Here is a 16,177-nt window from a genome sequence, read left to right as displayed (position 1 = left end):
ACAAAAAAATAAAATCGAAAAATTCAATTAAACAAATATAAATATTATGACAAAATTACAATTCAAAGTAAGTATCAATGCACCTGTGTCCAAGATTTATGATATTATGCTCGGCATTAGTAATAAATCAACTTATGAACAATGGACCGCAATCTTTAACCCTACATCAAGTTATGAAGGAAATTGGGATAAGGGAAATAAAATATTATTTATTGGAGTCGATGAGAAAGGAGAAAAAGGGGGTATGGTTTCTAAGATCGTTGAAAATATTCCCAACCAATTTGTTTCGATACAACACTATGGACTTGTTAAAGGTGACAAGGAAATTACCGAAGGACCAGAAGTGGAAAAATGGGCGAATGGATTCGAAAACTATACCTTCGAAGTAAACAACGAATCTACAACCTTAATTGTTGACCTAGACACCACAGAAGATTTTGAATCTTTCATGAACGAAACCTACCCAAATGCATTAGAGAAATTGAAAGAACTTTGTGAACAATAAGAATTTAATGAACAGCTTTTAATTTCAAAGAATTAATCACAGTTTTAAACATTTTGTAGAAGAATTGTGCGCTATGTTGATTCATAGAAGCTTTATACTCCGAATTCAAAAAAGTTAGATCATACCTTTATGTTATTTGGAATCGATAACTTTTCGTATCTTTAAAACCCCATACTGAAGTATGATAATCTGGCTAAAAGAAATAAACTTTAAGAATAGAGATAAAACTATACTATTCAATTTTAGCTTAATTTCTTATAGCTCGATGATTGTTATAGTCATGATTTTCTAGTCATTTTAAAAAACATGCTTACTAATATTACCCAATATGTCAGATAAAAATTACGATGAGCATCACATTCAATATGTTACGAATTTTCATGATCTCGTTAATACAACTTTTCATGGAAGCATGAATGCCATATGTTGGAATCGTAAACTCTCAGGTGATTTTTTAGAGATTGTTAAAAAGTTAGAACTACACGATAATATAAGGGTAATTGAAGAAGATGAACTTGTAGAACTTCAGTTGAGCGAATCAGGACAACAGGCCCGTGATATACTCTTACATGACTTGAATCAATTACGGAACCATGGTGCATCCCCAATACTTAATTTGATCAAGTGCTATGACAGAGATGATCATTTTCCTTTTTTTCCGACCGATGTTTATTCATTTCATGTAGATCGCTCTCCCATTCCTACAGATACATTTTTATGCACCTATTGTGGTGAATCTAGTGAAATAATATCCAATTCACATGCGGAACAGAAAATTCTGGTTCCTGAAATACGTAATGAACTTCAAAAAATTTATTTTGGACCAGATGAAGGATTTGAAAATTTTTTAAGGGAACATTTTTTTGATCTTCATTATCAGGCTAAACCAGATGCCCACCCGGTGAGTTTGGGCATTGGCAATATTTGGAGGCTAGCGGTAGATCATCCTGAGAGCAAGGTACTCCCTTGTGTTCACCGTGCACCAATTGAAGAGGCTGGAGTGTGTCGATTATTATTGATTTGTTGAATGTAAATATGATCATTACAATAATTATTGTCAAGAATTAGAGAAGAAGTCCGAATGTTCGATGTAGCGTTGTATTTGTGCTTTGAAGCTATTTTTTATGAATGCAATTGCATTACGTCGCATATAAATTCGACGGACAGCATACGAATAATATCAGTGTATTATAAAACGATATAGAACATGATTTCATATAAATAAAAGAAGTAAATTTGAAGTGCGATTTTAGATTCTGCCAATCATTAAAATGGATTGTCGACATGATCTCCAAATCAAAATAATTATCTCTAACCACAAGCTTCCGTTATCCTATGACAAGACAAATTGTAGTCATAATTCTGACCTTTCAATTTTTTATTAGTACAACATTTGCACAAAAAAATGTTGCGCCAAATTTGTTTTATTCAACAAATGAACTGAAAACTGATTTAAAATATTTAAAAAACAAACTTGAAAATAAGCACCCAGGTCTCCATTTATACACATCAAAATCTAATATGGATCAGGTGTTTGACAGTTTAGAAAATGGAATTTCTAAACCAATGACAGAATTGGAGTTTTATAAACATATTGCTATCATAAGTTCAATGATAAAAGATGGACATACAATATTATTACCAAGTCCAACAAATATAAATTTTCATTTCAGCATGAGTCATTTTCTTCCCTATCATTTTGCAATTCTAAACCACCAATTATTCATAGATATGGTTTATACTCATGATGGATCAATACCAATAGGATCAGAAATTATCAGGATCAACCATGTTGAAGTTAGCGAAATTATCCAACAATTAAGCACAAGACTAGTAAGAGATGGCTACAATTTAACTTATCCCAATTGGATATTAAATAACTATTTCAGACAATATTATAGTTTAATTTATGACCACCCAAGCAATTATGATATAGACTATAAAACAAATGGACAAGTATTTACTGCTTCAATAAAAGCACTTCCAATAGATAGTATTTTTTACTACCGTCAAAAACATTACCCTAACAAAACCTTTTCAAACCTACCGAGTGATGGACTGAAACTTAATATTATAAACGAAAACAACTACGCTATACTTACTATAAAAGATTTTCATAATGATGCTTTAAAGAAAGATTATAAACAAAATTTCAAATCAGTCATTGCATCATTCTTTGAGCAAATTAAAAACAGCCAAACTGAAACTCTCATATTAGATTTAAGAAATAATCAAGGTGGTGATATAGAGAATGGAGTGTATTTACTTTCCTATTTGTTAGACAAGCCTTTTTCAATCGTTCAGAAATATTATCGCGTAGATAAAAATAAGTTAAAACAATGTAAAGGGCCTTCCTTAGGACAGCATATACCAGAATCAAATCCATTTAAAGGCAAGCTGTATGTTCTAATAAATGGTGGTAGTTTTTCTAATTCGGGTATTGTTGCATCATGCTTACAATCCAACCATAGAGCTACATTCATAGGGCAAGAAACAGGTGGCAATCCGCATGTAATTGCAGGATTTACTAAAGATATAACGCTTCCAAACACTAAAATTCAGGTTCAACTACCTACAAAACAATTTGTCATCACAGATAAATTAAATAATGATGGTCACGGAGTTATACCTGATCATAATGTAGAACCTATTCTTAAAGACATTTTAGAAAATAAAGATACTGTATTGGATTACACCATTGAACTTATTAACAAGACGAAAAAGGACAAGTAACATCTAAAAATTATATATTAAACCGCAGATACGTGTCTCATTAAAAAGAACACTAGTCTCCACAATTCGACCTGAAAAAGTCTTACGGCAAATGTCGATATATTTCATTTTTATGGATCTTTTTTAAAAAATTTAAATATAATTACATTATCTTCGTATATCACTTTAAATCTTAAACTATGAAAATAATCAAATTAACCGCCTTAGCATTTTTTTTAATGTCTATTTTTGCCTGTAATAAGGATGAGGACAGTATTAGTAGTGATGAATTGGTTGGTACTTGGAATTTGACAGATTATCACTACACTGGATCCAGTACAACGACTGTATCTGCAACTGGACAAACACTTACTGTCTTTTATACAGGTGTAGCTAATAACTTTGTTGATCCAAAAATGATAATAACTAGTAATCCAAACACATTTACCACCACAGGTTCTTACAATATTAAACTCACAAACAATCCTGGTTCAGGAGAGGTTATAACGAACCAACCTATAAACTCAAATGAAACTGGAACTTGGGTTAAAAATGGCAATAAATTAATTTTTTCGAGTGCTTCCACAAAAGACGTTGCTGAGTTTGAAATATTAACGCTCACAAGTACAACATTGAGTTTGAAATTTCAAAAGGAGGTCAATCAGATTTTGGGCGCGGGGGTCACATCGAAATCAAATACGACAGGATTTGGGACTTATACACGTTAATAGAAACACTTCCAATATTGTGCTTAAATATTGAATCCACACAATTGGAAGTAATTTTATTGATTCGAAATCAATGAACTTAAAGATCATTTCCTAGAGTAGGCATCTATTGAAACAATGATTTAAGTGTGAGGGTTAGATCATTGCAATAATCAACAATTCAACAATAAGATCAGTATTAATTTCGTATGGCAAAGGAATACGCTCCTAAAATAACATCGAATCGAGGGCATACTGTAAAAATTAGAAATATTGATTTGTATTACGAAGCATTTGGTGTCGGACAGCCATTAGTACTCTTGCACGGTTTTGGTGGTTGTTCACAAAATTGGCTACCATTTAGCGATAAGCTTTCAGAAAATCACAGACTTATAATTGTTGATCTCCGAGGACATGGTCACTCCTCCAATCCCGACGAAGGGTTCACTCACATGGAAGCTGCTCAGGATGTTTTCTTATTGCTTGAAAAATTAGGGATTAATCAGTTTTCAGCTATGGGAATGAGTACCGGAGGTATGATATTATTACACATGGCTACTTCTCGCCCGAGCCAAATTGAATCCATGGTATTAATTAGTTCCACGTATTATTTTCCCAAACAAGCCAGAACCATTATGGGTAGAGCTTCGTTTGAAACATTACCAAAAGAAGTTAAAGACATGTATCAGGAATGTGCAAAACGAGGTGAGGAGCAGATTCGCCAACTTATAAAACAGTTCAAAGCATTTCAAGAAAATTATGATGACATGAATTTTAATGAACAAAATTTATCGATCATTACTGCACTAACTCTTATTGTTCATGGTGATCGTGATCCATTTTTTCCAGTTGATATTGCTTTAAGTATTTACCGTTCAATACCTAATTCCGCTCTATGCGTTATCCCCAATGGGGACCATGTTCCAATTTATGATTCCATCATTGAATTTTTATCAATAACTTTAGATTTCATTGATGGACAACGGGTGCGTCAAATCAATACCTAAACAATGTAGCTACGCACCAGTCAATGAATAAAACTTTCTTGTAAAAAAACATTTGACATGAAAAATCTAAAATTACTTTCGCTCCTATTGATTACACTACAAACCTCAATATTTTCACAAGGTGAGTTTTTAATTCAAATAGATACTTCAACGGGTTCATTCACAAAAATCGGTGGTCCGATTAATGGGATAAATTGGGTTCTTCCGAATATAAGGACCTATGACGAAAAACATGGCGTATATATTTTTCAAGGAGGATTGGCAATTGTTGATCATTTATATTCCATTGATGTTACTAATGGTTCAATTATATACAATCCCAGCTATTCACAAAATCTTGCAAGAGAATTTAAGTATGACCATACTAATGATTCCCTTTATGGTTTATATCGGGACAATTCCTCATCCTCACTCTTCATGGCTAGTATAAGTCCTTCGACTGGAATGTTAACCAGTATTTCTAATCATTCCATACCGGGCCTTGGAGGAACTATTCAGGGTGCCACTGCCTATGACGATACGAATCATCGCTATTTTGCAATGTCTGGAAATCAATTGTTTTCGATTGATGCCATTAGCGGAACATTAATTTCTAGCCCTGCATTGGGACTTTCCTCTGGCGATCAACTTACACATTTTTACTACAATAGCACCCTGAACACTTTAAATGGTCTTGTCCAAAATTCAAACACCCAATTGTGCTACCTGGTTTCAATAAATACTGAAACTGGTGCCATAAATAAAATTGGCTCCGGAAAAACTTTCGGTTTAGGTGGGGGAAGTTCTTCAATAGACAAAATAAATCAACGATACTTATTCACTTATTCAACTGGAGGCTCTACGTTTTATATTGCAACTATTGATATTGCTTCCGGTCAAACCATATCAAATCAATTAATTCCTCTATCGTCTGGTTCCAATATTCATAGTATATCATTTGATAATCAAAGAGGCAAGTTGTTTGCAATTCACTGGGATCCAAATGCGACTGCTGTTCATGATAACATTAGATCTCACAAATACATGATTTATCCCGTTCCCACAAACGACATTTTACATCTGGAATCTTCAACAATACTAGGTACCATTAAGATTATTGACCTCACAGGCAATGTAATCATTCAACACAGTACTACTGATACCCATGCACATATTGATGTCAGTAATTTGAGAACAGGCTTGTATTATATTGAAACGAACAGCCATCATTATACCTTCTTAAAAGACAAATGAATAGGCATAAAATATTCTTATATGATCATTGCATCCGACCATAATTGAGATTAATTTCAAATCATATTTTATCTAGATAAAATAATCAAATTGTATTTATCAATATACAGCCAGATCTTCAAGTCAGTATTAATATAACAATTACAATACTAAATAATTTCTTACTTAATTGATTAATCTACTCAAATTTTGTAGTTCCATTTCCTTGATAGAAATATCGGAAAGTATAATATCGATCAGCATCTATAAATGCATTTGGTGATGTTGGTGCATTTTTATAATAAGATAATATTTCTAATTTAGCGTAATGCCCTTGAGTTGTTTTTAAAACAATGAATCTTCCAGGCACAGGTGCTATCGTCATAGCAGCCGGATTATAGGCATACCAAGATTTATTAACAACATAGTTAGGCGCACTGTCTTTTTTAAAAATACTATCCAATGGAACTTCTTTCAAATCATTATAAATTCCATTAAAGAAAAATCCTGCTGTTTGTCCAGGACCACTGGTACCGCCATTTAAAATAATCGTAGAACCTTTAAATCCAATATCCCACTTAGTCGTCGCACTATCTGAATTAGATACCACAGTACTATCTGAAAGTCTAAAAAAAGTGAATAATTTTTTGTCACCTATTAGATTTCCAACAGAATCCCGACCCGTACCCGGATCAGCAGGGAGATTTTTAATTGTAAAAGATTTACTAACTACAGGTTCTACTTTTTCATCGTCACACGACACAAATAAGATCAACGCAATGGAGAATGTCAATAAGTATTTCATGATTTTTTTCTTTTAAATTGATATAATAAAGTAATAAATAAATGTCTTCCGATTTGGTTAGGAATATAAGTAGGGTTTTTATAATTGAAAAGATTATCTGCACCCAATTGCAAAGTCAAAGATTCCTTCCATATTTTTGATACTGTGAGATTAAATAAAAAGTATCCATCAATAAAACGATCATTTCGATCTAAGATATTGTTTCCATTAATATCAGAACTGGGGATAGATATTCCGGATACATTACCCGCCGTTCCTGTGACTCCAAATTTACCATGATATAAAAGCCTCGCACTTATATTCATATCCTGTTTTGGAAAATGATAATCTAATTTGATACTCGTGTTGTGTTTGGACCGATTGGTCAATCCAAAATAATCTTTTTTGCTTATTCTATAAGATTCCAATGTCACCGGATCACGGCCGTATACTAATCCATTTTTAATATCTTCAATAACTGCACGATCTTTCGCATCTAAAAACTGATATGAAACACCACATTGCATTCTCTGATTCAATCTGGCATTTACATTCAATTCAATTCCTTGAGTGTAGGCGCGATTAATATTGGAATAACTATATATCGTCCGTTGATCCGTTGTTAATGCAACTGCACGCGTCTCAATTAATCCATGTAAATTATTTCTAAAAAAATTAATATCTGCATTCAAATGTGAATTAAACTCATGATGTGTTCCAAAATTAATAGCAAAGGATATTTCCGGAGCTATTGAACCGATCAGATTGGTATCAAAAAGATAGGCTAACAATCGACCATCTTTTTCTAATTGATGAAGTTCATTAACAACAATGTCAGAACCAAAAACAGCATAAGCAGCAGCCGCATTATTAAAATTAAAATACAATTGTCTGAAATCAGGGGCTTTAAATCCAGTACCTACAGATGCTTTGAATGAGTGATGTTTAACAACATTATACTGCACTGCTAACTTCGGACTCCACTGTGAATGATAACTTGAATTATAATCATACCTCACCCCACTTACTATATTTAATTTATCAACAGGATCCCATTCGTGTTGCAAGAATCCATAATAGGTATCCTGATAGCGATTAAACAAATCACCATAGCGTGATGTGTTGACTATTTCGTACACGGTACCTGCGCCTGCAGTCCATTTTTGTTTTTTGTTAAAATAGCATGTAGATTGAATTTCAGGTCGGAGGAAGGTTTGTTTAAATGCATCTGAATAATGCAATTGACCTGTTCCTTTTTTAAATAGCTCTGTTTCGGATTGATATATACTAGAATAAATGCGTGCTACAACATTGGTCTTATTGGTAAGCTTATAGGTATAGTATGGATTGAAGCTGAAATTATTCAACCGACCAGTTCCATCCACTTTAATCGAATCACGTCCAGAAATTACATGATATGCGTTCGTTTGAAATTCTGTAAAATAGTTCATATTCAAATTGAAAGAACTTTTTGCAGAAAATTCATAAGCCAATTTAGATTGTATAGTATAATTGGAGAATGGTGATACGGTCTGACCATAGACATCAGGAGATAAATCATATCCTTGGGTGCCGAAGCGATTGCCGAATAAATAGAATCTCCATTTATCATTGGCAAACTGACCACTTAAACTCAGATCAGTAGATTGGCGGGAGGCATATTTAACAGATGCATTAATTTTATTCTCAGCTGCATTATTGGTTATGATATTCACCACACCTGCCAATGCTTCTGAACCATACAGGCTCGAAGATGGTCCTTTGACAATTTCAATTTTTTTAACATTGTGAATACTGATACGACTTAATTCAAGAGAACCGGTATAACGTCCTATTACAGGTTCCCCGTCAATTAATATCATGGTGTAATCCGGATTCAACCCTTGCAATTGTAAACCGTTACCAAGACCATTAACCTGCGACACGACATTAAGTCCCGCCTGTTCACTCAATATATCTTGTAGGCGGCTACCTCCAGTATTTTGAATTTGTTGTTTTGTTATGATTTGAAAAGGCAATGGCACAGATGATAATAAGCGATCCGTTTTGGTTGCAGTTACCATAATTTCGTCTAATTGGACTGAATCTCGTTGGGCTGCTAATTGGCTTAGAACACAAATGGATAAAAAAAGAAGATAAAGGTCTCGTTTCATTTACAACGCAAAGTTGAACCCTTAGATAATTATAAAATACCCCAATCGGGAATATATATAACCCATTATGGATATAATCTTTCACTATATTTCTTGTAAAAACTAGGTTAAATGCCTATTTTTACAATATATTTCAATAATATTTGACGAATTAATTATGGATACATTTAAAAATAACCCAAAAAGTAAAGAACCTGAAGTCTTAAGTGAAGCCCCGGAATTAATACTTATCAATGATACTAATGGTTCGGCTTTTCAGAAATCATGTCTCAACAAAGGTAAAATTCACCTCATTTTTTGTCTTGAGGGTCACTCGAAATTTGGCTTTGGACCCGTGTATACCCGGGAGTTAAAAAGCGGCAAGGTGTTTATGATTTATAATCCCGACGAAGATCTCAATACGGAATTATCGCTCTCTTCTGATGCTAAAATGGTGTGGTTGAAAGTATCTCTAATTCATCTTCATCAATTATTTGTTCCTGAACTTCAGGAAGCTCCTTTGTTTAAACCTGAAAATGCAAAACGAAAATTCTATGAAGAAAAAGAAATCAATCCTTCACTTTATATCGTCCTAAATCAGTTATTTGATGTGAATTTGGGTCAAAATTCTCAACGACTTTATTTTCAAGCGAAAGCTATAGAAATTCTGAGTTTGTTTTTTTCAGAACAAAAACCGGATACTGAAAATTGTCCATTTCTTAATGACGAACATGTCGTACGAAAATTGCGAAATGCTAAAGATATCTTGATCAACAATTATGTAAATCCTCCCACAATAGTTGAATTGTCGAAACAAATTGGGCTCAATGAATTTCAACTTAAAGCCGGATTCAAAGAAATCTATGGCAATACACCATATCAATATCTATTGGATCATAAATTGGAAATCGCCCGTCAACTCATCATCTCCGGTAAATATCAAGTCAATGAAGTAGCTTTTAAAATAGGATATAATAACATCAGTCATTTCATTGAAGCATTCAAAAAAAAATACGGCGTAACCCCAAAGAAAATGATGGATTAAAACAATCATGAAAAAACTAATCCATTCGAATTAAACAATCTTCTCTTAAAGGACTATAAAATTACTCATTTCCTTTAAAATAACCTGCATCTTTAGCATCTTCACTGATTCCATGAAGTTGTATAGCTTTAAGTCTTTTGCGTTGTCTGATATTAAGCATTTCAACCAACAGCGAGAATGCAATAGCAAAATATAAATAGGCTTTAGGCACATTTCCAACTTCTTCTCCCGCCATTTTAAAATGAGCCAAATGAGCACCTTCTGCGATGAGCATAAATCCAATGAGTAGTAAAAAAGAAAGACCCAACATTTGAACCGTAGGATGATCATTTACAAATTTCCCCACCGGATGTGCAAATGAAATCATGATTATAATGGATCCAATGACGGCTAAAATCATAATCCATAGTGCACCATGTATTCCATTAGTCATCCCTACTGCTGTTAGAATGGAATCTAAACTAAAAATAAGATTAATTAATGTGATCTGAATTATAGCTTGAGTCAAAGTAGATTTAGTTTTTTTGGAATTCGACACAGTATGGTCATCGGCTTCCAGTTTATGATGAATTTCAGTAACACTTTTATAGAGTAGAAAAATTCCTCCTAGAATTAGAATTAAACTTTGAACAGAAAAACCACCTTCAACCCAACTTCCAGATATGTAAAACAAAGGTTCTTGTAAAGCAGTGAGAAATGCCAATCCGAATAATAAAACAATACGCAAAAGCATTGCAACTATTAAGCCTATATTTGTCGCTTTTTTTCTATTTTCTTCAGGCAGTCTTCCTGATGTTATAGAAATGAAAATGATGTTATCAACACCTAATACTATTTCTAAAAAGGTCAGTGTTAGAAAACTCATTATAACCTGAGTACTGGCGAAATCTGGAAATTCAAACATAAAACTGATATTTAATAAGAATGCAATGATATATAATATATTTGAAAAATTTCATCGAATTAAATTAAAATGCAAAATAAAATTAAAAATAGATTACATATATAAAAATTATACATTTAACACCATGGGTATTTTTAATACAGTAAATGATCACCGTTCAGCACATTACTTATTTGACATTGTTTCAACACGTAAAGACACACAGAAAAGAACGTTTGAACTTCAATTGACAGTCATCCATTAAATGCAAAATACATTTGGTTCCTGTTTATAAAAATTTAAATAATTTGAATTTTCAATCTACATTTGCACAGTTTTAGGGTGTTTAGCTCAGTTGGTTCAGAGCGCCGCCTTGACAGGGCGGAGGTCAGCAGTTCGAGCCTGCTAATACCCACTTCATCACAGGTCAAGAAATTATTAACGACCCAGATGTACCAGTAAAACTGATATGTCTGCAGGAGAAACTCCACTGATTCGACTCGCCTGGCCAATACTTTGGGGCTTGATCTTTGTCAATTTTGTTTTTGCTTCATTAGATAAGGCATTTATACCATTGAAGTTGTAATTTGGCAGAATTTTAACAGATTCCAAACGAGACATTTTTTCGACAAATTCTTGTTCTTTTCTAATATAACCTTCATATTTAATATTGATTTCAGCGCCTTCCAAAGATTCATCATCGATGGATTGCAACGCCTCTTTCAAACCTGCATGTTGCTGCATAAGACCACTTAGGGTAACATTAGGTCGCGTTAAAATCAATGCCAATTTGGTTTTAGTTTCAATGGGCGTAGAATCTAGACTTAATAAATAAGGGTTAATGTCTTCTGGTGCTATCGATGTTTTTTGCAATAAATCGTTGATTCTATCAAAATTAAGTTGTTTTTGTTGGACTTTTTGAAATCGCTCTTCCATATTCAACATCCCACATTTCATGGCCAATTCAGTAAGCCTTATATCAGCATTATCTTGTCTTAATAATATCCGGTATTCAGCCCTTGAGGTAAACATTCTATAAGGTTCTTCCGTCCCTTTATTTACCAAATCATCAATTAAAACTCCAATATAAGCCTGTGATCTGGTTAGTATTAGAGGAGCTTCATTCTTAACATTTAAAGCAGCATTTATACCGGCCATCAAGCCCTGACAAGCTGCTTCTTCATAACCAGTAGTTCCATTTATTTGGCCAGCAAAAAACAAATTTTTTATGCGATGCGTTTCTAAACTTAAAGAAAGCTGAGTTGGTGGAAAATAATCATATTCTATAGCATATCCGGGTCTAAACATTTTAACATGTTGCAAGCCAGGAATTTTTGTCAAAGCTTTGTATTGGATTTCTTCAGGTAATGATGAAGAAAAACCATTGAGATATATTTCATGCGTATCCCAACCTTCGGGTTCAATAAATAATTGGTGGCGATCCCTTTCGGAAAAACGATCAATCTTATCTTCTATAGATGGACAATACCTTGGACCTAAACCTTGTATTCGACCTGCAAACATGGGACTTTTATCAAAACCGGTTTTCAATATATCATGTACTTCGCTATTGGTATAGGTTATATGACAAGACAATTGCTTAGTCAAAGGAGGTGTATCTGTAAATGAAAATTTGCCCGGATGTTCATCCCCATATTGAATTTCTGTCTGACTGTAATCTATGGATCTACCATCTAGACGAGGTGGTGTCCCGGTTTTCATCCTGCCGGATTCAAATCCCAATTCGATTAATTGTTCCGTTATCCCTTTAGCAGCATTTTCTCCAGCTCTACCACCGCCAATTTGCTTTTCACCAATGTGTATTAAACCATTTAAGAAGGTACCATTGGTAAGAATGACACATTTAGATCGAATCTCAATACCCATTCCGGTGATGATCCCTTCTACGCAATCGTCTTTTATTAATAAGCCTTTCACCATATCTTGCCAGAAATCAATATTTGGTGTTGCTTCAAGCATATTACGCCACTTTCTGGCAAATAAATTGCGATCACTTTGAGCACGTGGGCTCCACATAGCAGGGCCTTTAGAGCGATTCAACATTCTAAATTGAACAGTCGTATGATCCGTAACGATGCCTGAATATCCACCCATAGCATCTATTTCTCTTACGATCTGACCTTTAGCAACGCCTCCCATAGCGGGATTACAGGACATTTGTGCAATGGTTTGCATGTTCATGGTCACCAATAAGACTTTAGAGCCCATATTGGCAGCAGCTGCCGCAGCTTCACATCCTGCGTGACCAGCACCTACAACGATAACATCATAATGTTGAAACATAGTTTACAAATTCAAAGGCAAAGGTAACTAAAAAAAGATAAAGGATTTTTCTGTATCTATTACTTATGACCAGACTTGGAAGTGGATTTAAATTTTTTCAAATTGTAACTGGCTTGTATTAAAAAGTATTGTTGCAATACATTAGTTTGTTGATCTTCATAATAAGCATCATAATTAATGCGATTAAAACTAATATTTTGATTCAACAAATCAAATACAGAAAATCGGATATCCGCTTGCTTTTGTTTAAGAAATTTATATCCAATCCCGGCATTCCACAAAGAAAAATTCAGATTAGCAAAATCTGAATTGCCAGAATAAAGTTGGTACGCATAATCTGAAAAGATAAATAATCCTTTATACAATTCAATTTGAAATTTAACTTTAATATTCTGACCATAGTATTCATTACCTGTCCCTTGTCGAATCGAATTTGTATTTATATTATATGAAGGAGCAAATGTCAGATTTACATCCCACTTTTTACTCGAAGTACTAGCCAAGGTAAAACTGCTATTATAATTAGAAATCCTCGAAATATTTAAATTGCCATTAATAAGACTGGGTTGTTTTGAATAAACCCAACCTACATTCATATTGAGTGTTGAACCCAATTTCTTTAAAGGTAACCCATAAGATACAAAAGTTCTCAAATTCAAATAAGCATCTAAGTTCAAAGGCCTAGACCATTGTGCACCTGGCCTTAATAAGACATCCGGAAAAATGAATGTGTCTTTAACTGCAACAAAAACAGAATTAGCAATATAATTTGTAACTCGTGTGCCTCCCAAATAAAGAAATATATTTTGACTAGTTTTTGTCATTACCTTATTGAATCGAATACTGATATTACGTCTGTATTCTTGACCTAATGATAATGATCCACTCTTAATATAAAATGGATTGATCAAATTTGGTGTCTCTTGTAATTGTTCTATAGTCGGTATAACTGTATTCGTCCTATAATTAATTCTAATATTATCCGTTCGGTTTAATTTTCCTTGTATTGAAAATTCGGGTAGTATGTTTCCAAACGACCTACTTTTATTATACATTGATGGAAGCTCTTGTAGTATTCTAAAATGACCCCATTGGTATGACAATCCTGCTGAAGCATTCCATTTCAAATGATTCCATTTATATGTAATACCCGGTTTTTCAACAGTATAATAACTTTCCAATTGATTTGATAAAATACTATTGAATAATGAATACGATTTAGAAAGCGTGTCAAAATCCGACAATGCTGTTTCATTAAAATTAATACTATGACTCACCAATAAACTGAGTTGAATTAAACTTCGTTTGTTTAGAGGTTCTGTATAATTCACACTTGTTGAATAATTATTACTCATGCGTTGTCCATCTGAATGTTGGTCGATTTTCTCAGCATTCACAGTATCCATTCTATTGATGGTAATAGATTGATATTCATCTGTGGATCGAAATCTCAAGAAAGAAGGTTGAAGATTTAAGGAAAAAGTTCTTTGGTTTTTTTTGAAATTATATTTATAAAGCAATGGAAAACTATAACTATAATTAATTGGCTGAGCAGTTGATTCTATCGAACCAGAAGTCAAGGTAAATAATTCGTTTTTTCGTTCACTTTTAGAAGAACTAGAGGTAGAAATGCGTTGCATTGAAAATTTAGGTTGAAATAAAACCGAATGAGCAGAGTCTATTTTCCATTCGACTTTTAAATTAATCTTATGTGCTAAACTTTTTGAATGACTCAAATTACGCTCTATTTCTTGTGGTGGTTTGTTCAATTTAACAATGTAATTTCTTTCCCAGGTACTTTGATTGACATTATCAAGCTCATTAATAAAATAACTTCCTGTATATTCAATGCGCTTCCATTGATTAGAATAATTCACTCCGATGGAATTGGTTTTTGAAATACCCAGTTTAGGATCTATTAAAAAATTCTCAATAGCATTTCCTTCTCGTCCACCTCCCCCACCTCTATTTGATCTGTTTCCACTTGGATTTTGAGGCCGATTGGGTCCGTTTTGTCCCGGAGCAATATTAGTAAGGTCTTCTTGCGAAAAATTTTGTTCGTTAACATTATTCGAAATACCCAATAAGGTAAATCGTTTTTTTCCATCAAAATGATTTAAACTAATACCTGATCTCCATTTATCATTTAGATTGGTGCCAAAATATACTTTACCGAACTGACCATTTCTAAATTCGGGACGCGTGGTGATATTTATTGTTTTGGAAGTATTTCCATCATCAAAACCGGTAAAAATACTTTGATCCGATCTACGATCAAAAACTTCTATTTTGTCAATAATGTCAGCTGGGATCTGTCTTAAAGCGGCACTTTGGTCATCCCCAAAAAAAGGCTTGCCATCCAAAAACACTTGCTTAAGTTCTTCTCCTTGAACTTGTACCTTTCCATTTTGAACTACCATACCAGGCATCTTAGTAATTAATTCTTCTGCGGATGCATCCGCATTGGTTTTATACACTGATGCATTATAGACTAATGTATCACCTTTCAAGTTGGTTTTGGATCCTACAGAAACTATATCCACTTCGGGCAATTGGAAAGACTGAGTCGTAAGTACGATCATACCTACATCAACTCCAGGTGGTTCTATTTTCAAAAAAATATATTGATTGGTATAATTAAGCTTTGTACATTTCAATAAAATAGATTGTGGTTTATTAAAATTAAATATAAATCTTCCATCAGCATCACTAAATTGAGTTTGTAGTATACTGCTGTCAATAGTATTTAAAGCTGAAATATTAACTTGTTCCATGGGTCTGGAAAAAGTATCTAAGGTTCTACCTTTCACAAAAACATTTTGCCCTTGCAGGAATGAAAAACTCATCATCAAAATCCATACAAAGTTCCATTTCATTAGTGCCATA

The 16,177-nt window shown here is 33.4% G+C and carries 12 protein-coding genes and 1 tRNA gene; 8 read left to right on the top strand and 5 right to left on the bottom strand.

Annotated elements, in window-relative coordinates; all coding sequences use genetic code 11:
- Window positions 1-46 precede the first annotated feature (46 nt).
- The 6 genes from IPK88_09165 (at window position 47) to IPK88_09140 (ending at window position 6,164) form a co-directional block, all read left to right on the top strand.
- Window positions 47-505 (top strand): SRPBCC domain-containing protein, encoded by a 459-nt coding sequence (locus IPK88_09165; GenBank protein ID MBK8243584.1) that lies wholly within the window; start codon window positions 47-49, stop codon window positions 503-505.
- A gap of 328 nt (window positions 506-833) precedes the next feature.
- Window positions 834-1,532 (top strand): hypothetical protein, encoded by a 699-nt coding sequence (locus tag IPK88_09160; GenBank protein MBK8243583.1) that lies wholly within the window; start codon window positions 834-836, stop codon window positions 1,530-1,532.
- A 308-nt stretch (window positions 1,533-1,840) separates the two neighbouring features.
- The gene (locus tag IPK88_09155; GenBank protein ID MBK8243582.1) at window positions 1,841-3,238 is read left to right on the top strand and encodes a hypothetical protein; all 1,398 of its coding nucleotides are present in this window, start codon (window positions 1,841-1,843) and stop codon (window positions 3,236-3,238) included.
- Between the two features lie 179 nt (window positions 3,239-3,417).
- Window positions 3,418-3,945, top strand: a complete 528-nt coding sequence (locus IPK88_09150) for a lipocalin family protein (protein MBK8243581.1) — start codon at window positions 3,418-3,420, stop codon at window positions 3,943-3,945.
- A gap of 188 nt (window positions 3,946-4,133) precedes the next feature.
- Entirely contained in the window at window positions 4,134-4,931 is a 798-nt protein-coding gene (locus IPK88_09145; GenBank protein MBK8243580.1) for an alpha/beta hydrolase, read from the top strand.
- Between the two features lie 57 nt (window positions 4,932-4,988).
- Window positions 4,989-6,164, top strand: coding sequence for a T9SS type A sorting domain-containing protein (locus IPK88_09140; GenBank protein ID MBK8243579.1), 1,176 nt, complete (start codon window positions 4,989-4,991; stop codon window positions 6,162-6,164).
- Window positions 6,165-6,342: 178 nt separating this feature from the next.
- On the opposite strand, the gene IPK88_09135 is transcribed toward IPK88_09140, so the two are convergent.
- Both IPK88_09135 and IPK88_09130 read right to left on the bottom strand, forming a co-directional pair.
- A complete protein-coding gene (locus tag IPK88_09135) occupies window positions 6,343-6,948 on the bottom strand; it encodes an HmuY family protein (GenBank protein MBK8243578.1) in 606 nt (201 codons plus the stop codon).
- Window positions 6,945-9,080 (bottom strand): TonB-dependent receptor, encoded by a 2,136-nt coding sequence (locus IPK88_09130; GenBank protein ID MBK8243577.1) that lies wholly within the window; start codon window positions 9,078-9,080, stop codon window positions 6,945-6,947. The genes IPK88_09135 and IPK88_09130 overlap by 4 nt, the downstream gene beginning before the upstream one ends.
- Before the next feature lie 157 nt (window positions 9,081-9,237).
- Here IPK88_09130 and IPK88_09125 point away from each other — a divergent pair, with 157 nt between their 5' ends.
- Window positions 9,238-10,104, top strand: coding sequence for a helix-turn-helix transcriptional regulator (locus IPK88_09125; protein ID MBK8243576.1), 867 nt, complete (start codon window positions 9,238-9,240; stop codon window positions 10,102-10,104).
- A gap of 61 nt (window positions 10,105-10,165) precedes the next feature.
- Here the strand turns inward: IPK88_09125 and IPK88_09120 are convergent, their stop codons facing one another.
- Window positions 10,166-11,008, bottom strand: a complete 843-nt coding sequence (locus IPK88_09120) for a TerC family protein (protein MBK8243575.1) — start codon at window positions 11,006-11,008, stop codon at window positions 10,166-10,168.
- A gap of 319 nt (window positions 11,009-11,327) precedes the next feature.
- Between IPK88_09120 and IPK88_09115 the strand changes: the two genes are divergently transcribed.
- Window positions 11,328-11,402 (top strand) — tRNA-Val (locus tag IPK88_09115).
- Window positions 11,403-11,425: 23 nt separating this feature from the next.
- Here the strand turns inward: IPK88_09115 and mnmG are convergent.
- Complete coding sequence (gene mnmG / locus IPK88_09110; protein MBK8243574.1) at window positions 11,426-13,291, bottom strand: tRNA uridine-5-carboxymethylaminomethyl(34) synthesis enzyme MnmG; 1,866 nt, start codon at window positions 13,289-13,291, stop codon at window positions 11,426-11,428.
- A gap of 59 nt (window positions 13,292-13,350) precedes the next feature.
- Window positions 13,351-16,167 (bottom strand): TonB-dependent receptor, encoded by a 2,817-nt coding sequence (locus IPK88_09105; GenBank protein ID MBK8243573.1) that lies wholly within the window; start codon window positions 16,165-16,167, stop codon window positions 13,351-13,353.
- Between the last annotated feature and the right edge of the window lie 10 nt (window positions 16,168-16,177).

The organism is Candidatus Defluviibacterium haderslevense (assembly GCA_016712225.1).
Classification (GTDB): Bacteria; Bacteroidota; Bacteroidia; order Chitinophagales; family Saprospiraceae; genus Vicinibacter; species Vicinibacter haderslevensis.
This window is presented reverse-complemented; position numbering and strand designations above follow the sequence as displayed.